Source organism: Pseudomonas sp. HLS-6, assembly GCF_002753995.1.
GTDB classification, from domain to species: Bacteria; Pseudomonadota; Gammaproteobacteria; order Pseudomonadales; family Pseudomonadaceae; genus Aquipseudomonas; species Aquipseudomonas defluvii.
The window spans coordinates 1,120,727-1,144,144 of record NZ_CP024478.1; the positions used below are offsets into that span (position 1 = coordinate 1,120,727).

Consider the following 23,418-nt stretch of genomic DNA (forward strand, 5'->3'; position numbering starts at 1 on the left):
TGGCATTACGGCGGCGTACTAGCGGTTACAGGCTGGCAATCCGCGCATGCTGCTCGGTGAAGTTGGCCAAGGCCTGCTCGGCTTCAGCCAGCTTGGCGCGTTCCTTGTCGATGACGGCAGGTGGTGCCTTGTCAACGAACGCTGCGTTGGACAGCTTGCCGCCCACGCGCTGGACTTCGCCTTGCAGGCGCTGGATTTCCTTGTTCAGGCGCGCCAGCTCGGCATCCTTGTCGATCAGGCCTGCCATAGGAACCAGTACCTGCAGATCGCCTACCAGTGCGGTAGCGCTCAGTGGTGCCTCGTCCTGCTCGCCCAGCACGGTGAAGGATTCGATCTTCGCCAGCTTCTTGAGCAGCGCTTCGTTTTCCTGCAGGCGGCGCTGGTCTTCGCTGCTGGCGTTCTTCAGGAACAGTTGCAGTGGTTTGCCCGGGCCGATGTTCATTTCGCCACGGATGTTACGCACGCCGAGCATCAGTTCCTTCAGCCACTCGATATCGCCTTCGGCAGCCGTATCGATGCGGCTGTCGTTGGCCACTGGCCAAGGCTGCAGCATGATCGTCTTGCCTTCAGCACCAACCAGCGGCGCCAGGCGCTGCCAGATTTCCTCGGTGATGAATGGCATGAATGGGTGAGCCAGGCGCAGCGCGACTTCCAGTACCCGTACCAGGGTGCGACGGGTGCCGCGCGCGCGTTCGACAGGCGCGTTTTCGTCCCACAACACAGGCTTGGACAACTCCAGGTACCAGTCGCAGTACTGGTTCCAGATGAACTCGTACAGCGCTTGAGCTGCCAGGTCGAAACGGAACTGCTCCAACTGACGGGTCACTTCGGCTTCGGTGCGCTGCAGCTGCGAGATGATCCAGCGATCAGCCAGTGACAGTTCGTAGGCTTCGCCGTTCTGGCCGCAGTCTTCGCCCTTGTCCAGCACGTAGCGGGCGGCGTTCCAGATCTTGTTGCAGAAGTTGCGGTAGCCTTCGACGCGGCCCATGTCGAACTTGATGTCGCGGCCAGTGGACGCCAGCGAGCAGAAGGTAAAGCGCAGGGCATCGGTGCCGTAGCTGGCAATACCTTCCGGGAACTCGGCACGGGTCTGCTTGGCGATCTTCTCGGCCAGTTTTGGCTGCATCATGCCGCTGGTGCGTTTTTCCAGCAGGGCATCGAGGGTGATGCCGTCGACGATGTCCAGCGGGTCAAGGACGTTGCCCCTGGACTTGGACATCTTCTGGCCCTGGCCATCGCGCACCAGGCCGTGGACGTAAACGGTCTTGAACGGTACCTGCGGGGTGCCATCCTCGTTCTTCACCAGGTGCATGGTCAGCATGATCATCCGGGCAACCCAGAAGAAAATGATGTCGAAACCGGTGACCAGCACGTCGGTGGAGTGGAACTTCTTCAGGAATTCGGTCTGCTCTGGCCAGCCGAGGGTCGAGAAGGTCCACAGGCCCGAGCTGAACCAGGTGTCGAGTACGTCGTTGTCCTGGTTCAGGACAACCTCGGCGCCCAGGTTGTGCTTGCTGCGCACTTCCTCTTCGCTGCGCCCGACATAGACCTTGCCGGCTTCGTCGTACCAGGCTGGAATGCGGTGGCCCCACCACAGCTGGCGGCTGATGCACCAGTCCTGAATGTCACGCATCCAGGAGAAGTACATGTTTTCGTACTGCTTCGGTACGAACTGGATACGGCCATCTTCGACGGCGGCAATGGCCGGCTCGGCCAGGGGCTTGGTCGACACGTACCACTGGTCGGTCAGCCACGGCTCGATGACGGTGCCGGAGCGGTCGCCCTTCGGTACTTTCAGGGCGTGGTCGTCAACGCTGACCAGCAGGCCTGCGGCTTCAAAATCGGCGACGATCTGCTTGCGCGCGACGAAACGGTCGAGGTTGGCGTAGCGGGCAGGCAGGGTGGCATCGATGGATTCGTTGACGCTGCCGTCGAGGTTGAATACCTGGGCTGCCGGCAGCACCATGGCGTTCTTGTCGAAGATGTTCAGCAGTGGCAGGTTGTGACGCTTGCCGACTTCATAGTCGTTGAAGTCGTGGGCCGGGGTGATCTTCACACAGCCGGTGCCGAATTCCGGGTCGCAGTAGTCATCGGCGATGATCGGAATGCGGCGGCCAACCAGTGGCAGCTCGACGAACTTGCCGATCAGGGCCTGGTAGCGCTCATCGTTCGGGTTAACGGCTACGGCGGCGTCGCCCAGCATGGTTTCCGGACGGGTAGTGGCAACGACCAGGTAATCCTTGCCTTCAGCGGTTTTCGCGCCGTCGGCCAGCGGGTAGCGCAGGTTCCACAGGTGACCTTTCTCGTCGTTGTTTTCCACTTCAAGGTCGGAGATCGCGGTGTGCAGCTTGGTGTCCCAGTTGACCAGGCGCTTGCCGCGGTAGATCAGGCCGTCTTCGTGCAGGCGCACGAAGGCTTCCTTGACCGCTTCGGACAGGCCGTCGTCCATGGTGAAGCGCTCGCGGCTCCAGTCTACCGAGGAGCCCAGGCGGCGGATCTGGCGGCTGATGTTGCCACCGGACTGGTCTTTCCATTCCCAGACCTTTTCCAGGAACTTTTCCCGGCCCAGGTCGTGGCGGCTCTGGCCCTTGGCTTCCAGTTGACGCTCCACCAGCATCTGCGTAGCGATACCGGCATGGTCGGTGCCTGGCTGCCACAGGGTGTCGCGGCCCTGCATGCGGCGGAAACGGATCAGGGCGTCCATGATCGCGTTGTTGAAGCCGTGACCCATGTGCAGGCTGCCGGTGACATTCGGCGGCGGAATCATGATGGTGTACGGCTCGCCCGCACCTTGCGGGGCGAAATAATTCTCGGACTCCCAGGTCTGGTACCAGGAAGTTTCAATAGCGTGCGGCTGGTAGGTCTTATCCATGCGCGGCGGGACCCTATGGCGTTTATTCGGGAAAGCCGAGAAGTATAACGGGGAATAGGCGCTGGGGCGTAGCCTGAGGTGATGGCAGGAGGCAGAAAACGTCGTTTCACCCATTGCGGGCATGACCGGTATAGCGATCGCAGAGCAACGCGGGCCAATGGCCCGCGGATTTACTCTGGCAACTGGTTCAGCAAACGCTCGAGACGCGCATCCAGCCGACGCTTGATCTCGGTTTCGATGTGCGGGGCGAAGTCATCGATCACGTCCTGCATGATCAGCTGTGCGGCAGCACGCAACTCAACGTCCAGGTGCAGGAGGGTATCCTGTCTCCTGGCCTGAGGGTCAGGTGCTTCCTGTGCCGGTGGCTGAGCGCTTGGTACTTCAGCTTCAAGCGTTGGCACAACCGGTTCGATGGCCTCTTCAAGCAGCAGTGGAATCTGCTCGTTGTGGTCCACGGTTTCGGTCAGCAAGGGTGGTTGCAGGGTATCGTCGCCGAGCAGTTGGCGGATCGACTCAAGGTCATCCAGCAAGTGCGCGGACTTGGAGTGGGGCGTGGGTTTGTCCATCGTCGTCAGAGTCGCTGTAAGCGGTGATCTTGCAGAGCATAGCCCTGTTGTCGGTAGAAACGGAAACTCTCCCGTGTCGCCTGGCGAATCTCGGGGTCTTCGACCACGATTTCAGCGATGCGGGCAAAACGGTCAGCGAAGCCTGGCACCTTCAGGTCGAGGTTGATCAGCAGGTCCTGATGGCTGCCGGGCGTGTCGCCCAGGCCCAATACCACAGTGGCCTCGGGGTCGTCTTCGGCATTGCTGTGCGGTACGAATGCCTCGCCCTTGAAGCGCCAGAGCAGTTCATCCAGTTCGTCGCGCTGGGTGATGTCACTGCAGTTGAGGTAGACCTGGTGGCCGAGGCGCCAGGCTTTCTCGCACAATTTGCAGGCGAACACCAGCCGCGCCGAAAGGGCCGGGCTTGGGAGGATGTAGAAATCGACTTGGCTCATGGTGTGCAGTGCCCGCCGGCTGCGCGTAAGCGGCGCAGCCGGGCAGGGCGGCCTCAGCCGTTGGCGCGATCGAGCAGGTACTGGGTCAGCAATGGAACCGGGCGACCTGTAGCGCCCTTGTCCTTGCCGCCACTGATCCAGGCGGTACCGGCGATATCCAGGTGCGCCCACTCATAGGCCTTGGCAAAGCGCGACAGGAAGCAGCCCGCCGTGATGGTGCCGGCCTTTGGTCCGCCAATGTTGGCGATGTCGGCGAACGGGCTGTCGAGCTGTTCCTGGTACTCGTCGAACAGTGGCAACTGCCAGGCACGGTCGTCGGCGCGTTTGCCTGCTTCGAGCAGTTGCGCGACCAAGGCGTCATTGTTGCCCATCAGGCCCGAGGTATGGCTACCCAGGGCAACGATGCAGGCGCCGGTCAGGGTGGCGATATCGATCACTGCCTGCGGCTTGAAACGCTCGGCGTAGGTCAGGGTGTCGCACAGCACCAGGCGGCCTTCGGCGTCGGTGTTGAGGATCTCGACGGTTTGCCCGCTCATGGTCGTGACAATGTCGCCTGGACGGGTGGCGCCGCCGCTTGGCATGTTCTCGGCGCAGGCCAGCAGGCAGACCAGGTTGATGGGCAGTTGCAGTTCGAGTACGGCATGCAGGGTGCCGAAGACGCTGGCAGCACCGCACATGTCGTACTTCATTTCATCCATGCCGGCGCCAGGCTTGAGGCTGATACCACCGGTATCGAAGGTAATGCCCTTGCCCACCAGCACGAACGGCTTCTCGCTTTTCTTGCCGCCCTGGTAGTTGAGCACGATCAGTCGCGGTGGCTGGTCGCTACCCTGGCCCACGGCGACAAAGGCCCCCATGCCCAGTTCCTTGAGCTTCTTCTCGTCGTGGATTTCGACCTTGAGGTTCTTGTGAGCCTTGCCCAGTGCCTTGGCTTCGTCCGCCAGAAAGCTTGGGTGGCACAGGTTGGGTGGCAGGTTGCCAAGGTCACGGGTGTAGCTCATGCCGCTGGCAATCGCACTGGCGTGCTTGACCGCGCGCTCGGTCTCGGCCTGGGTGGCCTTGTCGGTGAGCAGGGTGATTTTCTTCAGCGCCCGAGGCTCGGCTTTCTTGCTCTTGAAGCGGTCGAAGACATATTCGCCGTCGAGCAGGGTTTCGGCCAGCAGGCGGGTTTTTTCGTAAGGGGCATCACGGCCAGTGACCGCTACATCGTCCAGCGCCAGCACGGCATCGCTGCCGCCCAGGCCCTTGAGCACGTTCAGTACGCTGGAAACGACTTTGCGCCAGCTGCGATCACCCAGTTCGGCGTCTTTGCCGGTGCCGACCAGCAACAGGCGCTCGGCCTTCAGGCCAGGCAGGCTTTGCAGCAGCAGCGTCTGGCCCACCTTGCCGGCCAGGTCGCCGCGCTTGAGCAGTGCGCTCAGGGCGCCGTCGGTCGCGTCGTCGATGCCTTTGGCGGTGGTGCCGAGTTTGCGGCCTTCACCGACAGCCAGTACCAGGGTTGCGGTCTTCAACGATGCTGCGGCTACACTTTTTACAACCAATTCCATGTCAGGGTCCCCAATGATCGGTCTGTGCGCTGTCTGTGCAGGCGCTTGGAGCGGCCTGGCGGCGCATCTGCGTGCCAGTGATAAAGCCGCCAGTTTGAGCCTGCTGCGCCCAGCCTGACAACCCCGAGATGACGCTTTGCGTACGCCAAGTGACAGGCACGGCCAATCACAGGATAATGCGCCAACTTTTTTGCCGGTTTCACGTCTGCAGCGTGCATCCGGTGCGACTGCTACGTTTCCCTTGTTCGGCTGTTTGAGCCTGACAACCCAGGAGTGTCTGGTTTGATCGTCTTTCGTTATCTGTCTCGCGAGGTCATGCTGACCTTGAGTGCCGTCAGCGCCGTGCTGCTGGTTATCATCATGAGCGGGCGCTTCATCAAGTACCTGGCTCAGGCCGCACAGGGCCTGCTCGACCCGAGCGTATTGTTCATGATCATGGGGTTCCGCTTGCCGGGTTTCCTGCAACTGATCCTGCCGCTGGGCCTGTTTCTGGGCATTTTGCTGGCATACGGCCGGCTCTACCTGGAAAGCGAGATGACCGTGCTCGCCGCCACCGGGATGAGCCAGCAGCGCCTGCTGGCGATGACCATGGCTCCGGCCTTGCTGGTGGCCTTGCTGGTGGCCTGGTTGAGCCTGGGCCTTGCGCCTCAGGGCGTTGCGCGGGTGGCACAGATCATCAATGAACAGGACGCCTTGACCGAGTTCGACACCTTGGTTCCGGGACGCTTCCAGACCCTGCGTGACGGTTCACGTGTTACCTATAGCGAGCAGCTATCCGATAACCGTGAGAATCTGGGCGGGGTGTTCATTTCCGAGAAACGCGTCTCCCAGGACAAGAGCAAGGACCGCGGTCCTTCTGTGCTGGTGGCCGAGAAGGGGCGTCAGGAAGTGCAGGCGGATGGCAATCGTTACCTGATCCTGGAAAACGGCTACCGCTATGACGGTAATCCGGGGCAGGCCGATTACCGCATCATCAAGTACGACACCTACGGGGTGCTGTTGCCCAAGCCGGAAGTCAGCGAGGAAGTGACTGATCGGGAAGCAATCCCGACGTCGACGTTGCTGGGTGCCAAGACCCTGCGCGAGCGCTCCGAGTTGCAATGGCGGATTTCGTTGCCATTGCTGGTGTTTGTCGTGACCGTGCTGGCCGTGCCGCTGTCGCGCGTCAATCCGCGGCAAGGACGTTTCCTCAAGCTGCTGCCGGCGATTCTTTTGTATATGGCGTATCTGACAATGTTGATCGCTGCGCGTGGTGCCCTGGAAAAAGGCAAGCTGCCGATCGCCTTGGGGCTTTGGTGGGTGCATGGCTTGTTCCTGCTCATCGGCCTTGGGTTGATGTACTGGGAGCCGTTGAAGCTCAAGCGTGCTGCCCGCCGTGCGGAGGTGGCCCGTGGTTAAACTCGACCGTTACATCGGCAAGAGTGTGTTCCTGGCAATTATTGCCGTACTGGGGATCATTCTCGGCCTGGCCTCGCTGTTTGCCTACATTGATGAAATGAGCGACATCAGCAACACCTATACCCTGATGGATGCGGCTAGTTTTGTGCTGTTGACCGCGCCGCGTCGGCTCTACGACATGCTGCCGATGGCAGCACTGATCGGTTGCCTGATCGGTCTCGGCAGCTTGGCCAGCAGCAGTGAGCTGACCATCATGCGCGCGGCTGGCGTGTCTATTGGCCGTATCGTCTGGGCAGTCATGAAGCCGATGCTGGTGCTGATGCTGGTCGGCGTGCTGATTGGTGAGTACCTGGCCCCGGTCACCGAAAACAAGGCCCAGGCCGAGCGCTCCCTGGCGCAGGGCGGTGGTGAGGCGCAGTCTTCCAAGCGCGGTATGTGGCATCGTCAGGGTGATGAGTTTGTCCACATCAACAGCGTTCAGCCCAACGGCCTTTTGTATGGCGTAACGCGCTACCGCTTCGACAGCGAGCGCCGCATGCTGACGTCCAGCTTTGCGCGCAAGGCCCAGTATCAGAACGATCACTGGTTGCTCAGTGGCGTCACCACCACGCACTTCCGCGGCGACAGCACTGAAGTGCTCAAGAGCCCCGAGGAGCGTTGGGATGTGGCGGTTACCCCTGAGTTGTTGAATACGGTGGTCGTTGCCCCGGACTCGCTCTCTATTTCCGGGTTGTGGGACTACATTCACTACCTGTCCGACCAGGGCTTGAACAACGCTCGCTACTGGTTGGCGTTCTGGACCAAGGTGATGCAGCCGATTGTGACGGCGGCGCTGGTGCTCATGGCGGTGTCGTTCATCTTTGGCCCGTTGCGTTCGGTGACCTTGGGGCAGCGGGTGTTTACCGGCGTGCTGGTGGGGTTCACCTTCCGGATTGCCCAGGACCTGCTGGGGCCGTCCAGCCAGGTGTTCGGTTTCCCGCCATTGTTGGCGGTGCTGATTCCGGCAGGTATCTGCACGTTGACAGGGGTATGGCTGTTGCGCAGGGCCGGTTAAGCCGTAACGCGTATGAAAAAGCCGACCCTGGGGTCGGCTTTTTCATGGGCGACTGATCACGGTTTCAGCGCTCAGGCCTTTTCCTTGCCCTTCTTGGGGATGCGCACCAGCTGACTGTCGGAATACATGTCATGCCAGCTGCGCTTTTGTTTGTCGATCAATACCCAGAAGAAACCCAGGCCCAGGCACAGCCAGGAGGCGATGGAGACAACAAAGCGTAACAGTGCCTGCCACAGGCCGATGGCGCTGCCATCTGCGTTTTGTACGCGAATCCCCCAGACCTGCATCCCCAAGGTCTGTCCACCGTGGGTCCAGAATTTGGCGAAGAAGCCAAACAGCATGAACACCAGAATGGTCGACAGCAGCGGGTCGGTGTCCAGGGCGCCAGCATCGGTCAGTTCGCGCATCCGCGCCTCGCCAATGAAGGCCATCATGATCATCTTGTAGACCAGGGTGGTGACCATTAGCAGCGCTGTACACAGCAGGAAATCGTAGAACATTGCCGCAAGGCGACGTCCCAGGCCGACGGCTGGGAAATCGCCCTGAGGCTTCAACAGGTGCTTGGGCATACAAGAAGCCCTCCTTGCGCAAAACGCCCATTCTACGGAATAACAGGCACAAAAAAGCCCCTGCTGTTGCCAGCAGGGGCTTTTTATCGGGAAATCAATTTTCCGCGATAACTTCGTCAGCCTGCATGCCTTTTTGGCCCTGCACGGCGATGAAGGTAACTTTCTGGCCTTCTTTCAGGCTCTTGAAGCCGTTGCCCTGAATAGCGCGGAAGTGTACGAACAGATCCGGACCGCTTTCTGGAGTGATGAAACCAAAACCTTTTTCGTCGTTAAACCACTTGACGGTACCGCTCTGACGAGTCGACATAGCTTATTTCCTTTGGAACTTAGAATTAGTAACAGCTTCTTTCAAATGAAAGAGTACTGGGCTGGGTTGCAGGAAAGTAAGAGACGTCGAACGGGTTGTAGCAAATCTCAGAGCTACTGCCCAGGTCACGAACCATAGCGACCCATGCAAACACAGTGAACAGACAATACGCTAACTTTGAAGACAAAAACAAGCCCTGAAAAGCGCCGGATTTTGACCTTTTTAGCCGCTGCTTGGGCGATTTTTTCTGGTGCATTCCAAGCGGTTTTTCGGCTGTGTTCAGATGTTGTGAAACGCGTTCGGTTACGAAAATCTCGAACGCGTTTCGTCACGCTTCTGGGCGGGTATCAGCCGCGGTAGTAGCGTTGGGCAACAAAAGGCATCTTGCTGACTTTCATCGCTACGCGTTTGCCACGCACGATGGCCCACACAGGGGTATCCAGAGCGGCATGGGCAGTGTCCAGGTAGCCCATGGCTACAGGGGCGCTCAGGCTCGGGCCGAACCCACCGCTGCAGACACGGCCAATGACGCTGCCGGCTTCATCGACAATCTCGGCGTCCTCGCGGACAGGTGTGCGCTCTTGGGGCAGCAGGCCGACCCGCTTGCGTGCAACACCGTCTTGCTGCTGAGCGAAGATCCGCTCGGCACCCGGGAAGCCGCCCGCACGCGCGCCATCGGCACGGCGTACTTTGGAGATGGCCCAGAGCAGGCTGGCCTCGATGGGGGTGGTTTGCGCGTTCATGTCGTGGCCATACAGGCACAGGCCGGCTTCCAGGCGCAGTGAGTCGCGCGCACCCAGGCCGATCGGCGCCACTTCCGGCTCAGCCAGCAGGCGACGTGCCAGGGCGTCGGCATTGGCCGCCGGTACGGAAATTTCAAAGCCGTCTTCACCGGTATAGCCGGATCGGCTGACGTAGCAGTCCACACCCAGCAACTGCACGCTGGTGAACTGCATGAAGGTCATGCCCGCGACTTCGGGAGCCAGACGCTCGAGTACCTTGACTGCCGCCGGGCCCTGCAGGGCCAGCAGGGCGCGTTCCTCAAACAGGGGCTGGATTTCGCACTGGTTGCCGATGTGCTGGCGCAGGTGCGCCAAGTCCTGCTCCTTGCAGGCCGCATTGACCACCAGGAACAAGGTGTCGTTGCCCAGGTTGGCGACCATCAGGTCGTCGAGGATACCGCCCTGTTCGTTGGTGAACAAGGCGTAGCGCTGCATGCCTACCGGCAAGTCGATGATGTCCACCGGCACAAGGCTTTCCAGTGCCTTGGCGGCTTCACTGCCCGTCAGGCGGATCTGGCCCATGTGCGAGACATCGAACAACCCGGCCTGTTCACGGCTGTGCAGGTGCTCTTTCATCACCCCCATTGGGTACTGCACGGGCATGTCGTAGCCAGCGAAGGGCACCATGCGTGCGCCCAGTTCCAGGTGCAGGGCATGCAGTGGGGTGGTGTGCAGTGTTTCGGTGGACATTGATGACTCCTTGGGACTTGAGAAGGGGTGTCAGCATTCGATGATGTTGACGGCCAGACCGCCGCGGGCGGTCTCCTTGTATTTGCTTTTCATGTCGGCGCCGGTCTGGCGCATGGTACGGATAACTTTGTCGAGCGAGACGAAATGCTGCCCGTCGCCACGCAAGGCCATGCGTACCGCATTGATCGCCTTGACCGAGCCCATGGCATTGCGTTCGATGCACGGCACCTGAACCAGCCCGCCGATGGGGTCACAGGTCAGGCCGAGGTTGTGTTCCATGCCGATCTCGGCGGCGTTCTCGACTTGCTGCACACTGCCGCCCATCACTTCGCAGAGGGCACCGGCGGCCATCGAGCAGGCCACACCGACCTCGCCCTGGCAGCCGACTTCGGCGCCGGAGATCGACGCGTTTTCCTTGTAGAGAATGCCAATGGCTGCGGCGGTGAGCAGAAACCGCACAACGCCGTCTTCGTTGGCACCCGGGATAAAGCGCATGTAGTAGTGCAGCACTGCCGGAACGATGCCGGCGGCACCGTTGGTCGGTGCGGTAACCACGCGTCCGCCAAAGGCGTTTTCCTCGTTGACCGCCAATGCATAGAGGTTGACCCAGTCGAGCACCGAGAGCGCATCACGCAGGTTCGCTTCCGGGTGCTGACACAGTTGCCGGTACAGCGCGGCGGCCCGGCGCTTGACCTTGAGCCCCCCCGGCAGGATGCCTTCATTGCGACAGCCAGCGGCCACGCAGTCCTGCATCACCTGCCAGATTCGCAGCAGGCCGCTGCGGGTTTCGCTTTCCGGGCGCCAGGCGGCCTCGTTGGCCAGCATGACCTGGCTGATCGAGAGGTTCTGTGTGGTGCAATGGCTGAGCAGTTCCTTGGCAGTCTTGAACGGCAATGGCAGCACCGTGCGGTCCTCGACTATGCGGTCGGCCCCGGCTGCATCGTCGTCCACGACAAAGCCGCCACCGACCGAGTAGTACTCGCGGCTGCGAATTTGCAACCCGGCAGCGTCGAAGGCGCGAAAGATCATGCCGTTGGGATGGTAAGGCAGCGGTTTGCGAATCATCGCCAGGTGCTGCTTTTCAATGAACGCGATGCTGTGTTCACCCAGCAGTTTCAGCTGTCCGCTGCTGCGGATGGCCTGCAGGCGAGCAGGAATGGTTTCGGTATCGACGTTGTCGGGATGCTCGCCTTCCAGGCCGAGCAAAACCGCCTTGTCGCTGCCGTGGCCCTTGCCGGTGGCGCCGAGCGAGCCGTGCAGTTCGACTTTGACGCTGGCGGTGGCGCCCAGCAGGTGATCGCGGCGTAACCCTTCGGCGAAGCGCGCAGCGGCACGCATCGGGCCGACGGTGTGGGAACTGGAGGGGCCGATGCCAATCTTGAACAGGTCGAAGACGCTTAGTGACATGGTCGTGCCCTCAGGGGTGGGACGGTTGCAGGAGCCGGTTGTGCCGGCTCCTGCCGTTCAGGCATCAGGCGTCCTGATAGCTCTCGATCGACGGGCAAGCGCAGACCAGGTTACGGTCGCCGAACACGTTGTCGACCCGGCCAACCGGCGGCCAGTACTTGGCTTCGATCAGCGTTGGCAGTGGGTACACCGCCTGTTCGCGGCTGTAGCCATGTGCCCATTCACCCACCAGTTCGGCCGCCGTGTGTGGCGCGTTCTTCAGCGGGTTGTCGTCCTTGTCCAGGCTGCCATTTTCTACCGCGCGGATCTCTTCTCGGATGCAGATCATCGCGTTGCAGAAGCGGTCCAGTTCTTCCTTGGACTCACTCTCGGTAGGCTCGATCATCAACGTGCCGGCTACCGGGAAGGACATGGTCGGTGCGTGGAAGCCGAAGTCGATCAGGCGCTTGGCCACATCGTCAACGCTGATACCGCTGCTGTCCTTGAGTGGGCGCAGGTCGAGGATGCATTCATGGGCAACCAGGCCATTGCTGCCGGTGTACAACACAGGATAGTGCTCTTCCAGGCGACGGGCGATGTAGTTGGCGTTGAGGATCGCCATTTGCGAGGCGCGTTTGAGGCCGGCACCACCCATCATGCGAATGTACATCCAGGTGATTGGCAAAATGCTCGCGCTGCCGAACGGTGCGGCGCAGACCGCGCCTTCCTTGCGCGCCATGTGCCCGTGGCCTGGCAGGAACGGTGCCAGGTGGGCCTTGACGCCAATCGGACCAACGCCCGGGCCGCCACCGCCGTGCGGGATGCAGAAGGTCTTGTGCAGGTTCAGGTGCGACACGTCGCCACCGAACTTGCCAGGGGCGCACAGGCCGACCATCGCGTTCATGTTGGCGCCGTCGATGTACACCTGGCCGCCGTTGTCATGAATGATTGCGCAGATCTCGCCAATGGCTTCCTCGAACACGCCGTGGGTCGACGGGTAAGTGATCATCAGCGCGGCGAGGTGTTCGCGGTGCTCGATGGCCTTGGCGCGCAGGTCGTCGATATCGACGTTGCCGCGGGCGTCACAGGCAGTGACGACCACGCGCATACCGGCCATGTGCGCAGTGGCTGGGTTGGTACCGTGGGCCGACGACGGGATCAGGCAGATGTCACGACGATCGTCGCCACGGCTCTGGTGGTAGGCGCGAATGGCCAACAGGCCAGCGTACTCGCCCTGAGAGCCGGCGTTAGGCTGCAGCGATACTGCGTCGTAACCGGTGGCGGCGCAGAGCATGGCCTCCAGCTCGTCGGTCAGTTGCTGGTAACCCTGGCTTTGTTCGGCCGGGGCAAAGGGGTGCAGGTTGCCGAACTCTGCCCAGGTGATCGGAATCATTTCGCTGGCAGCGTTGAGCTTCATGGTGCAGGAGCCCAGCGGAATCATGGTGCGGTCCAGCGCCAGGTCCTTGTCGGCCAGCTTGCGCAGGTAACGCATCAGCTCGGTTTCGCTGTGGTAGCGGTTGAACACCGGGTGCTCGAGGATCGCTGACTGGCGCAGCAGTGCTGTTGGCAGGCGCGATTCGACGCGGGCTGCCAGTGCGGCGAAGTCTGGCAGTGCCTGGCCGTTGGCAAATAGCGCCCAGAGTGTTTCAACATCGGCCTGACGGCTGGTTTCATCCAGCGACAGGCCCAGGCGCTGGGCGTCGATCTGGCGCAGGTTCAGCTGTTGGGCGCGGGCGCGCTCATGCAGCGCAGCGGTGTTGCTGCCGGTGGCCAGGGTGAGGGTGTCGAAGAAGCTCTGTGGCTCGACGGTGACGCCCAGTGCCTGCAAGCCGGCAGCGAGGATGGCGGTCAGCTGGTGGGTGCGCTCGGCGATCTGCTTCAGGCCTTGCGGGCCATGATAGACCGCGTACATGCTGGCGATGTTGGCCAGCAGTACCTGAGCAGTGCAGATGTTGCTGGTGGCCTTCTCGCGGCGAATGTGCTGCTCGCGGGTTTGCATGGCCAGGCGCAGTGCTGTCTTGCCGAAGCGATCGATGGACACACCGACCAAGCGGCCTGGCATGTCGCGCTTGAAGGCGTCGCGGGTGGAGAAGTAGGCGGCGTGCGGGCCGCCGAAGCCCAGCGGAACACCAAAGCGCTGGGCGCTGCCGATGGCCACGTCGGCACCGAATTCGCCTGGTGGCGTCAGCAAGGTCAGGGCCAGCAGGTCAGCGGCAACCGCGACCAGGGCATTGGCGGCGTGGAAGCGTTCGGTCAGCTCGCGATAGTCGAAGACCTCACCGTTGCTGGCCGGGTACTGCAGCAGGGCGCCGAAGAACGCGCTGACGTCGCTCAGCTCGCGCTCGTCGCCAACCACCACGTCGATACCCAGCGGTTCGGCGCGGGTGCGCAGTACGTCGAGGGTTTGTGGGTGGCAATGCACGGAGGCAAAGAAGGCATGGCTGCCTTTGTTCTTGCTCAGGCGCTTGCAGAAGGTCATGGCTTCGGCAGCAGCGGTGGCTTCGTCGAGCAACGAGGCGTTGGCAATCGGCAGGCCGGTCAGGTCGCTGATCAGGGTCTGGAAGTTCAGCAGGGCTTCCAGGCGGCCTTGGGAAATTTCGGGTTGGTACGGGGTGTAGGCGGTGTACCAGGCCGGGTTTTCCAGCAGGTTGCGCAGGATCGGCGCAGGGGTATGGCAGTTGTAGTAGCCCTGGCCAATAAAGGTCTTGAACAGTTGGTTCTTGCTGGCGATGGCCTTGAGTGCTGCCAGTGCGTCTGCTTCGCTCTGGCCGGCGCCAGCATCGAGCACGCTGGTGCCCTTGATGCTGTCGGGAATCACGCTGGCGCTCATGGCGTCCAGCGAATCAAAGCCCAGGGTGGCAAGCATGCTCTGCTCGTCGCTCTGGCGTGGGCCGATGTGCCGGGCGATGAATTCGTTGGCAGTGCCGAGGTTGATAGTCATGGCTGCTCCTCAGGCCTCGGCGCTGGCTTTGATCAGGCGGTCGTAGGCGTCCTGGTCGAGCAGTTGCTCGACGGCGCTGGCATCGGCCGGGATGAAGCGGAAGAACCAGCCTGCGCCCAGTGGGTCTTCGTTGACCAGCTCAGGGCTGTCTTCCAGGCCGTCGTTGACGGCAACGACTTCGCCGTCGAGTGGCATGTAGACACCACTGGCGGCCTTGACCGACTCGACGGTAGACGCTTCGGCGCCTTTTTCGTAGTGCTGCAGTTCCGGCAGTTGCACATAGACCACATCGCCCAGCGCGTTCTGGGCGAACGCGGTGATGCCAACCGTGACGCTGCCGTCAGCTTCGACACGCAGCCATTCGTGATCTTCGGTAAAACGCAACTCGCTCATGGGAATTCCTCGGGGGACACGGTGACGGGCCGGTTACGCAACCAGGCCTAGGACTGGTAACTCCTTAGCAATTTTGTGGCCAATTCAATAAATCTCTTTTAAATCAATGACTTATGATTTTTCATGAATGCGAGATGACACGGCTGTAGCGAAATCGCTACAGCCGGGGTGCGAGAAAAAAGCTCAAAGGGATCAAAACCTTGCGTTGTAGCGCAAAAACCGTGCTGTATCGAAATCGTTACGCCGTAGCGTTTTCAGTACGCTGAATGTCGCTTTCAGTGCTTTCCGGGGATGCCGTACTTGCGCAGGCGATGGGCGATGGCCGTGTGAGAGGTCTGCAGGCGGTTGGCCAACTGCCGGGTCGAAGGGTAGGTGGCATAGAGTTTTTCCAGCAGGCTGCGTTCGAAGTCTTCCACGGCCTGTTCCAGGCTGGTCACTTCGCCATCCTGTTCGCGGGCCACAGACGTGCCGGCGATGTCTAGGTCGCCGATGTCCACCAAGCTGCTTTCGCAGATCGCGGCGGCGCGGAAGATCACGTTTTGCAATTGCCGCACGTTGCCAGGCCAGTGGTTGCTGAGCAGGGCAGGATACGTTCCGGGGGCCAGACGGCAGAGCGGACGCTGGATCTGGGTGCAGGCCTGTTGCATGAAATAGCGGGCCAGCAACAGGATGTCCTGGCCGCGCTCGCGCAGTGGCGGTACTTGCAGGTTCAGCACGTTCAGGCGGTAGAACAGGTCCTCGCGAAAGGTACCCTCGGCGACCATTTTCTCCAGGTTGCGGTGGGTGGCGCTGAGGATCCGCACGTTGACCTTGACCTCACGGTCGCCGCCCACCCGGCGAAAGCTGCCATCGTTGAGAAACCGCAGCAGCTTGGCTTGCAGGTAGGGTGACATTTCGCCGATCTCGTCGAGAAACACCGTGCCCTGGTTGGCCAGTTCCATCAGCCCCGGTTTGCCGCCACGCTGCGCACCTGTGAAGGCTCCGGGGGCATAGCCGAACAGTTCGCTCTCGGCAAGGTTCTCCGGCAGGGCAGCACAGTTCAGGGCCAGGAACGGTGCAGTGTGTCGGCTGCTGATGGCATGGCAGGCGCGGGCCACCAGCTCTTTGCCGGTACCGGTTTCTCCATGGATCAGCAGCGGTGCGTCGAGGGTAGCGACCCGCAGTGCGCGGGCTTTGAGCGTACGGATCGGCGGTGAGTCACCGAGCAGCGCATCGAAGCCCTCGGCGTGGTCGTGATGCAGGGCCGACAGGCGCTCACCGATGCGGTTGGGTTGGTACAGGGTCAGCAGGGCACCGGCATTGGTGATCGGGGTGGCGTCGAGTAGCAGGCTCTGGCCGTTGAGGACCATTTCACGCATGGGCAAGCGAAAACCGTTTTCGAGCAAGGTATCAAGCAGGCCGGGGTCGCCGAAAAACTCCCCCACCGAGCGCCCCGCCGGCTCCTGGCCGCAGAGCGCAATCAGCGCCGGATTTGCCAGCAGGACAGTACCTGCACTGTCCAGGGCCAGCACCGGGTCGCTCATTGCCGCCAGCAGTGCATCCAGTTGCAAGTGCCGACGCTGGCCAGGGAGGATGTCGACGACCTTCACCGTTTGCACGCCGCGCACATTGAGCAGGGCGTCGTGCAACTCCTCGAGTACATCGGGGCTCAAGGTCGGCGCATCGATGTAGACGTTTGGGGGCACCATCTCCACGGCATCCAGGTTCAGATGACGGGCACCGAGCAGGGCCAGGACTTCCTGGGTGATACCGACGCGGTCGATGAAGCTGACGTGGATGCGCATGGGGCGTTAACGGGTCTGTACTGCCGGGGGAGGCTAGTATGCCTTGCGCCTGCGATACGGTCGAATCGCTGGCAGGTGTGTGCCCGTTACCACGCTGGCGATGAGGCCCTGACGGCTAGGCGAGATGTTCCGGTTTGATCGGGTCTCCGGGTTTTACGTCGAGCTGTCGGCGCACGTCTTCGAATACCTGGTCGTAGTAACTGTGCATTGAGCCGATGCCTGCGGTTTTGGGCATGCCGTATTGCTGAGCGATGCGTGTTGCATGGCGGGCAAAATCGAAAGCCTGATCCTTGGGCAGGAAGAAGTCTTCCTTGAGGCTATTGCCCTCGATCGTACCGTGAAGGGTAAAGAGCATGCCTTTACCTTCCTTGGGGTCGTGCGTGACTTCATAGTCAAGACACAGGTTGTAGCTGTAGTCATCCTTGTTCAGCGCATGGCGCTCGAAATGCAAATGACCGGGTTCAAACTTGGCCATGGTGTGCTCCTTTGGGGTTAGAACTGACGGGCGCGCACGCCCGTCACACGGGTCAAAGGTAGCGGATACCTGCTGTGGCCGTGCTGACGCGAGTGCCTGCAGTACCTTTGACGATGTCTTCAATGTCGGCCAACGATCCGATGACCGCCACTTTGCCGGTGTTGCGTGCAAAATCGCAAGCTGCCTGCACCTTTGGTCCCATAGAGCCGGCGGCAAAACCGAGCTTTTCCAGTTCGTCCGGGTGCGCCTGGGCGATGGCTTTCTGGGTAGGCTTGCCGTAGTCGATGAACGCCGCACTCACATCCGTAGCGATCACCAACAGGTCCGCTTCCAGTTGTTCGGCCAACAGTGCCGAGCACAGGTCCTTGTCGATCACCGCCTCGATACCCTGGAGCTTGCCGTTGGCATCGTACATCGTTGGAATGCCGCCCCCACCGGCACAGATCACGATGCTGCTCTTTTCCAACAGCCATTTGATCGGGCGAATTTCAAAGATGCGCTTGGGTTTTGGGCTGGCGACCACGCGCCGGTACTTGTCGCCGTCCGGGGCGATGGCCCAGCCTTTCTCCTTGGCCAGGCGCTCGGCGTCTTCCTTGCTGTAGACCGGGCCGATCGGTTTGCTCGGATGCTTGAACGCCGGGTCATTGGCATCAACTTCGACCTGGGTAAGCAAGGTGGCGAAGGGCACTTCGAAATCCAGCAGATTGCCCAGTTCCTGTTCGATCATGTAACCGATCATGCCCTCGGTTTCGGCACCGAGCACATCCAGCGGATAGGGGGAAACCGACGTGTAAGCCGCCGCCTGCAGCGACAGCAGGCCCACTTGCGGGCCATTACCGTGAGCGATGACCAACTGGTTGCCGGGGTGAACCTTGGCGATCTGTTCGGTGGCAATCCGGATATTGGTGCGCTGGTTGTCCGCAGTCATTGGTTCGCCACGGCGCAGCAGAGCGTTACCGCCCAATGCAATAACGATACGCATGGTGATGTCCTTTTAGCGAAAGGGGAGGAAGCATGTTGGCTGTTTGGCAACCGTCACGTTCGGGGGCAGGCAGCGCTGCCCCCGCACGTGCTTAAGGCCGAGGGCCTACAGGTCTGCCAGGGTCGACACCAGGATTGCCTTGATGGTGTGCATGCGGTTTTCCGCTTGCTCAAAGGCAATACAGGCTGGCGACTCGAAGACGTCGTCGGTCACTTCGATGCCGTTTGCCAGGTGCGGGTACTGCTCGGCGATCTGCTTGCCGACCTTGGTGTCGGCGTTGTGGAAGGCCGGCAGGCAATGCATGAACTTGGTCCGCGGGTTGCCAGTGGCTTTCATCAGTTCGGCGTTGACCTGATACGGCAGCAGTTGCTGGATGCGTTCGCCCCAGGCTTCGACGGGCTCACCCATCGACACCCAGACGTCGGTGTGGACAAAGTCGACGCCCTTGACCGCCGCTTTCGGGTCTTCGGTGAGGGTGATACGTGCACCACTTTCCTCGGCGAATTTCTTGCAGCGAGCCACCAGGTCATCATGTGGCCACAGGGCTTTGGGCGCGGCAATGCGCACATCCATGCCCAGTTTGGCGCCGATCAACAGCAGCGAGTTGCCCATGTTGTTGCGGGCATCGCCCAGGTAGGCGTAGCTGATGTCGTGCAGCGGTTTATCGCTGTTCTCACGCATGGTCAGTACGTCGGCGATCATCTGGGTCGGGTGATACTCGTCGGTCAGGCCGTTGAACACCGGTACGCCGGCGTACTTGGCCAGTTCTTCGACGATCTCCTGCTTGAAGCCACGGTACTCGATGGCATCGTACATGCGCCCGAGCACGCGGGCGGTGTCCTTCATGCTTTCCTTGTGGCCGATCTGCGAGGAGTTGGGGTCGATGTAGGTCACGTTGGCGCCCTGGTCGTAGGCGGCCACTTCAAAGGCGCAGCGCGTGCGGGTCGAGGTTTTCTCGAAGATCAGCGCAATGTTGTTGCCTTTGAGGTGCTGCTGTTCGGTACCGGTGTACTTGGCGCGCTTCAGGTCGCGTGACAGGTCGAGCAGGTAGCGCAACTCGCGTGTGGTGTGGTGTTCCAGGCTCAGCAGGTTACGGTTGTGGATGTTGAACGCCATGATGATTCTCCTTGGATTCGGTGATCGGCCCGGCCAACGCCGGGTAGGCGTGGCCGGGGTGATGGTCGTTTAGTAATCGATCGGGTCACGTACGATTGGGCAGGTCATGCAGTGGCCGCCGCCACGGCCACGGCCCAGCTCGCCAGCGCTGATGGTGATGACTTCGACACCGGCCTTGCGCAGCAGGGTGTTGGTGTAGGTGTTACGGTCATAGCCAATGACCACACCAGGCTCCAGGGCCACCACGTTGTTGCCGTCGTCCCACTGTTCGCGCTCGGCAGCGAAGCTGTTGCCACCGGTTTCCACAACGCGCAGTGCTTTCAGGTTCAAGGATTCGGCTACGACATCAAGGAAGGATTTGTTCTCCCGTCGTACGTCCAGGCCGTAGCTGTTCTTGCTGTCTGGACGGATGATGAACGGGATGATTTCCTTGACCACTTCCGGGAAGACCGTGACCAGGTCGCGGTCGCAGAAGCTGAACACAGTGTCCAGGTGCATCGCCGCACGGGATTTCGGCAGGCCGGCGACCACGATTTTCTCTGCGGCGCCCTTGGCGAACAGCGATTGCGCGAGTTGGCCGATGGCTTGGCGCGACGTACGCTCACCCATGCCGATCAGAACCACGCCGTTGCCGATCGGCATCACATCGCCGCCTTCCAGCGTTGCCTGGCCATGGTCCTTGTCCGGGTCGCCGTACCAGATTTCAAAGTCGGCGTTGATAAACTCCGGGTGGAACTTGTAGATGGCGGTGGTCAGCAAGGTTTCCTGGCGTCGGGCCGGCCAGTACATCGGGTTCAGTGTCACGCCGCCGTAGATCCAGCAGGTGGTGTCCCGGGTGAACTGGGTATTGGGCAGCGGTGGCAGCAGGAAGCTGGAGTGGCCGAGGTAGTCGCGGTACATCTTGATGACGCTGGCGCCTTCACTTTCTGGCAGGTCTTCACCGGCCACGCCGCCGATCAGGAATTCGGCCAGCTTGCGGGGCTCCAGGCTTTCCAGCCAGCCGCGCACTTCATTGGTCAGGCCGACGCCGACGGTGTCCGGGGTGATCTTGCGGTCGAGAATCCACTTCAGGGCTTCGGGGTTCTGAATGGTTTCGGTCAACAGGTTGTGCATTTCCAGCACTTCAACACCGCGCTCACGCATCTTGGTGACGAAGTCGAAGTGATCACGCTTGGCCTGGTTGACCCAGATGACGTCATCGAACAGCAACTCGTCGCAGTTGCTCGGCGTCAGGCGCTGATGCGCCAGGCCGGGGGAGCAAACCATCACTTTGCGCAGTTTGCCGGCTTCGGAATGTACGCCGTACTTAACTTTTTCCGTGGACATGGCTTATTTCCTCCAAGTTGCGAATACGGGGGTTACAGAGTCAGGAAGCCGTCATACAGGCCGTAGGCTGCCACCAGGGCGCCGACGATCACGGCGGCGAAAATCAACTTCTCCACGTTGGTAAAAATGGGTTGGCCGACTTCACGCTTGGCCTTGGCGAACAGAATCACGCCGGGGGCATAGAGCAACGCCGAGAGCAGCAGGTACTTGACGCCGCCGGCGTACAGCAGCCAGATCGCGTAGATCAAGGCAATCCCACCGATGAACAGATCCTTCTTGCGCTCGGCCAAGGCTTGCTCATAGGTTTCATTGCGTACCGCCAGCAGCACGGCATAGGCTGCCGACCACAGGTAAGGCACCAGGATCATCGAGGTGGCGAGGTAGATCAGCTTCAGGTAGGTGCTGGCAGAGAACAGGGTGATGACCAGGAAAATCTGCACCATGGCATTGGTTAGCCACAGGGCATTGGCCGGTACCTGCTTGGCGTTCTCACGGCGCAGGAATTCCGGCATGGTGTGGTCCTTGGCCGCTGCGAACATGATTTCGGCGCACAGCAACACCCAGGACAGCAGCGCGCCCAGCAGCGAGATGACCAGGCCTACACTGATCAACACCGCGCCCCAGTGACCGACCACGTGCTCAAGCACCGCCGCCATCGACGGGTTTTGCAACTTGGCCAGTTCGGGCTGCGTCATGATGCCCAGCGACAGCACGTTGACCAGCACCAGGAAGAGCAGCACGGTAATGAAACCGAGGACCGTGGCCTTGCCCACGTCCGAGCGTTTTTCTGCCCGCGCCGAGAAGATGCTCGCGCCTTCGATACCGATGAACACCCAGACGGTGACCAGCATCATGTTGCGCACCTGGTTCATCACGCTGCCCAGGTCCGGGTTCATGCGGCCCCAGATGTCAGCGGTGAAAATGTCCAGTTTGAAGGCAAAGAGGGTGATCAGGACGAACAGCACCAGCGGCACCACCTTGGCGACGGTGGTGATCAGGTTGATGAAGGCCGCTTCCTTGATCCCGCGCAACACCAGGAAGTGTACGGCCCAGAGCAGGATTGACGAGCCGACGATCGCGGCGGGCGTGTTGCCCTCGCCGAAGATCGGGAAGAAGTAGCCCAGGGTGCTGAACAGCAGCACGAAGTAGCCGACGTTACCTATCCAGGCGCTGATCCAGTAACCCCAGGCCGATGAGAAGCCCATGTAGTCGCCGAAGCCGGCCTTGGCATAGGCATACACCCCGCCGTCCAGATCCGGTTTGCGGTTGGCCAGGGTCTGGAAGACGAAGGCCAGGGTCAGCATGCCGACTGCGGTAATAGCCCAGCCGATCAGAATTGCACCGACATCAGCGCTGGCGGCCATGTTTTGCGGCAGTGAAAAGATACCACCGCCAATCATTGAACCCACCACAAGTGCGACTAGCGCACCGAGCTTTAGTTTTCCAGGAGCGTCAGACATTGGATAACTCCATTCCAGGAGAAGAGAGAGGCCAGCATAAAATTGGCGACTTTTGGATGAACTGATTCAGGTCAGTTCATGGCTACATTCCATTGTTGTTCAAATAGTTAGGCGGTGTATTCCTGTCTGTTTTTGAAGTGCTGCAGCCCCCGTCTGGCTGGGCTTTCATGGGTTTTTAGAGCATTTTATCTAGGGTGATTCGAGATTTGACGCTAGCCCCTTTTTCGGGATTCGCAAATTTTTGTCGGGAGAAATTCCTATTAAGTTGATGGAGATCAAGTGCTGTTCAAAACTAATGTTTTAATGCCGTTGGTATAGATGCGCCAGTTATTAGCGCTCTGGTTTGAATGCGTCATTACCTATAAACACGCACGGAACAAATGCCGTTAATTCAGGGTGCATCGCCAACGTTACAAATGCGGGACAGGGCGGGATGTCCGAAGGCTCGGCGCTGGGGAAGGCAACCGCTATCGGTTGTATGTCGGGGAGGAGGTATTGCCGGTGCCGGGGCTTTGCTGGCGTGCGCAGATGCGACCTGGGGTCGGCACTGCACACGCCAGCATGGGCTAGAGGGTCAAACCTTGAACTGCTCGATCAAGGCCATCTGTTGCGAGGAGAGGGTGTTGAGTCGATTGCTGACTTGCGCGGACTCGGCCGCCTGGCCGGTCAGGGTTTCGGTGACACCACGAATTGCCGAGACGTTGCGGTTGACCTCTTCTGCCACTGAGCTTTGCTGTTCGGCAGCGCTGGCGATCTGAAGGTTCATGTCGCTGATGACTGTCACCGCTTCGCTGATGCGGTTAAGGGCTGCGACGGCCTGATGAATCTGCCCGGCGTTCTCCTGAGCCTTGCCTTGGCTTGCATGCATGGTTGCGACCACGCTGCGGGTATTGCTCTGGAGACGTTCGATTACTTGGCGAATTTCTTCCACGGACTCCTGAGTGCGCTTGGCCAGGTTGCGCACTTCATCGGCGACCACGGCGAAGCCTCGGCCACTCTCACCGGCACGTGCGGCCTCAATGGCGGCATTGAGGGCCAGCAGGTTGGTTTGTTCGGCAATGCTGCGAATGACTTCCAGTACAGAGCCGATCTGTTCGCTGTTGGCCGCCAGGGTTTCGACTTCGCCAACCGCCTTGCTGACATCCTCGGCCAGCAGGGCGATGTCACGGGTGCTGCGCTCGATGATTGCACTGCCGTCCTTGGCGGACTGATCGGCACCACGGGCGGCATTGGCAGCGCTTGCGGCACTGTTGGCGACGTCATGGGCGGTGGCGCTCATTTCATTGGAGGCGGTGGCCACCTGGTCGATTTCGCGGAACTGCACCTGCATGCCGTC

19 protein-coding genes are annotated in these 23,418 nt (G+C 60.8%); 2 read left to right on the forward strand and 17 right to left on the reverse strand.

Translation table 11 applies throughout. The features are described 5' to 3' along the window. Positions 1 to 25 precede the first annotated feature (25 nt). The 4 genes from CS390_RS05055 to CS390_RS05070 all read right to left on the reverse strand — a co-directional run bounded on the left by CS390_RS05055 (position 26) and on the right by CS390_RS05070 (position 5,419). Positions 26 to 2,872 carry a valine--tRNA ligase gene (locus tag CS390_RS05055; protein WP_099773645.1) on the reverse strand — a complete coding sequence of 949 codons (2,847 nt, stop codon included), beginning with the start codon at positions 2,870 to 2,872 and terminating at the stop codon, positions 26 to 28. A 170-nt stretch (positions 2,873 to 3,042) separates the two neighbouring features. Beyond that, positions 3,043 to 3,438 carry a DNA polymerase III subunit chi gene (locus tag CS390_RS05060; protein ID WP_065760910.1) on the reverse strand — a complete coding sequence of 132 codons (396 nt, stop codon included), beginning with the start codon at positions 3,436 to 3,438 and terminating at the stop codon, positions 3,043 to 3,045. 5 nt (positions 3,439 to 3,443) lie between these two features. Next, entirely contained in the window at positions 3,444 to 3,872 is a 429-nt protein-coding gene (locus tag CS390_RS05065) for a DNA polymerase III subunit chi (protein WP_099773646.1), read from the reverse strand. A 53-nt stretch (positions 3,873 to 3,925) separates the two neighbouring features. Further along, positions 3,926 to 5,419 carry a leucyl aminopeptidase gene (locus CS390_RS05070; RefSeq protein ID WP_099773647.1) on the reverse strand — a complete coding sequence of 498 codons (1,494 nt, stop codon included), beginning with the start codon at positions 5,417 to 5,419 and terminating at the stop codon, positions 3,926 to 3,928. A 282-nt stretch (positions 5,420 to 5,701) separates the two neighbouring features. On the opposite strand from CS390_RS05070, the gene lptF reads away from it, so the two are divergent. Next, complete coding sequence (gene lptF / locus CS390_RS05075) at positions 5,702 to 6,817, forward strand: LPS export ABC transporter permease LptF (RefSeq protein ID WP_099773648.1); 1,116 nt, start codon at positions 5,702 to 5,704, stop codon at positions 6,815 to 6,817. Further along, entirely contained in the window at positions 6,810 to 7,871 is a 1,062-nt protein-coding gene (gene lptG / locus CS390_RS05080) for an LPS export ABC transporter permease LptG (protein WP_065760172.1), read from the forward strand. Before lptF ends, lptG begins: the two co-directional genes overlap by 8 nt. Before the next feature lie 71 nt (positions 7,872 to 7,942). On the opposite strand, the gene CS390_RS05085 is transcribed toward lptG, so the two are convergent. The 13 genes from CS390_RS05085 to CS390_RS25610 form a co-directional block, all read right to left on the reverse strand. Continuing rightward, positions 7,943 to 8,440, reverse strand: a complete 498-nt coding sequence (locus CS390_RS05085; protein ID WP_065760171.1) for an RDD family protein — start codon at positions 8,438 to 8,440, stop codon at positions 7,943 to 7,945. Between the two features lie 94 nt (positions 8,441 to 8,534). Beyond that, positions 8,535 to 8,747: a cold-shock protein gene (locus CS390_RS05090; protein WP_065760170.1), complete on the reverse strand. Its 213-nt coding sequence runs from the start codon at positions 8,745 to 8,747 to the stop codon at positions 8,535 to 8,537. Between the two features lie 347 nt (positions 8,748 to 9,094). Next, a complete protein-coding gene (gcvT, locus tag CS390_RS05095) occupies positions 9,095 to 10,219 on the reverse strand; it encodes a glycine cleavage system aminomethyltransferase GcvT (RefSeq protein ID WP_099773649.1) in 1,125 nt (374 codons plus the stop codon). 30 nt (positions 10,220 to 10,249) lie between these two features. Then, complete coding sequence (locus CS390_RS05100) at positions 10,250 to 11,626, reverse strand: L-serine ammonia-lyase (RefSeq protein ID WP_099773650.1); 1,377 nt, start codon at positions 11,624 to 11,626, stop codon at positions 10,250 to 10,252. 64 nt (positions 11,627 to 11,690) lie between these two features. Beyond that, entirely contained in the window at positions 11,691 to 14,546 is a 2,856-nt protein-coding gene (gene gcvP, locus CS390_RS05105; RefSeq protein WP_065760167.1) for an aminomethyl-transferring glycine dehydrogenase, read from the reverse strand. A 9-nt stretch (positions 14,547 to 14,555) separates the two neighbouring features. After that, positions 14,556 to 14,939 carry a glycine cleavage system protein GcvH gene (gcvH, locus tag CS390_RS05110; protein WP_065760166.1) on the reverse strand — a complete coding sequence of 128 codons (384 nt, stop codon included), beginning with the start codon at positions 14,937 to 14,939 and terminating at the stop codon, positions 14,556 to 14,558. Positions 14,940 to 15,214: 275 nt separating this feature from the next. Further along, on the reverse strand, positions 15,215 to 16,723 hold the full coding sequence (locus CS390_RS05115) for a sigma-54-dependent transcriptional regulator (RefSeq protein ID WP_099773651.1): 1,509 nt from the start codon (positions 16,721 to 16,723) through the stop codon (positions 15,215 to 15,217). 115 nt (positions 16,724 to 16,838) lie between these two features. Next, on the reverse strand, positions 16,839 to 17,198 hold the full coding sequence (locus tag CS390_RS05120; RefSeq protein WP_065760164.1) for a DUF5064 family protein: 360 nt from the start codon (positions 17,196 to 17,198) through the stop codon (positions 16,839 to 16,841). A 52-nt stretch (positions 17,199 to 17,250) separates the two neighbouring features. Further along, complete coding sequence (gene arcC / locus CS390_RS05125) at positions 17,251 to 18,180, reverse strand: carbamate kinase (RefSeq protein ID WP_065760163.1); 930 nt, start codon at positions 18,178 to 18,180, stop codon at positions 17,251 to 17,253. A 105-nt stretch (positions 18,181 to 18,285) separates the two neighbouring features. Continuing rightward, positions 18,286 to 19,296, reverse strand: coding sequence for an ornithine carbamoyltransferase (locus CS390_RS05130; RefSeq protein WP_065760162.1), 1,011 nt, complete (start codon positions 19,294 to 19,296; stop codon positions 18,286 to 18,288). A 69-nt stretch (positions 19,297 to 19,365) separates the two neighbouring features. Continuing rightward, the gene (gene arcA / locus CS390_RS05135; protein ID WP_065760161.1) at positions 19,366 to 20,622 is read right to left on the reverse strand and encodes an arginine deiminase; all 1,257 of its coding nucleotides are present in this window, start codon (positions 20,620 to 20,622) and stop codon (positions 19,366 to 19,368) included. A 32-nt stretch (positions 20,623 to 20,654) separates the two neighbouring features. Next, positions 20,655 to 22,082 (reverse strand): arginine-ornithine antiporter, encoded by a 1,428-nt coding sequence (gene arcD / locus CS390_RS05140; protein ID WP_065760160.1) that lies wholly within the window; start codon positions 22,080 to 22,082, stop codon positions 20,655 to 20,657. Between the two features lie 574 nt (positions 22,083 to 22,656). Continuing rightward, positions 22,657 to 23,412: a methyl-accepting chemotaxis protein gene (locus tag CS390_RS25610; RefSeq protein WP_371918257.1), complete on the reverse strand. Its 756-nt coding sequence runs from the start codon at positions 23,410 to 23,412 to the stop codon at positions 22,657 to 22,659. Between the last annotated feature and the right edge of the window lie 6 nt (positions 23,413 to 23,418).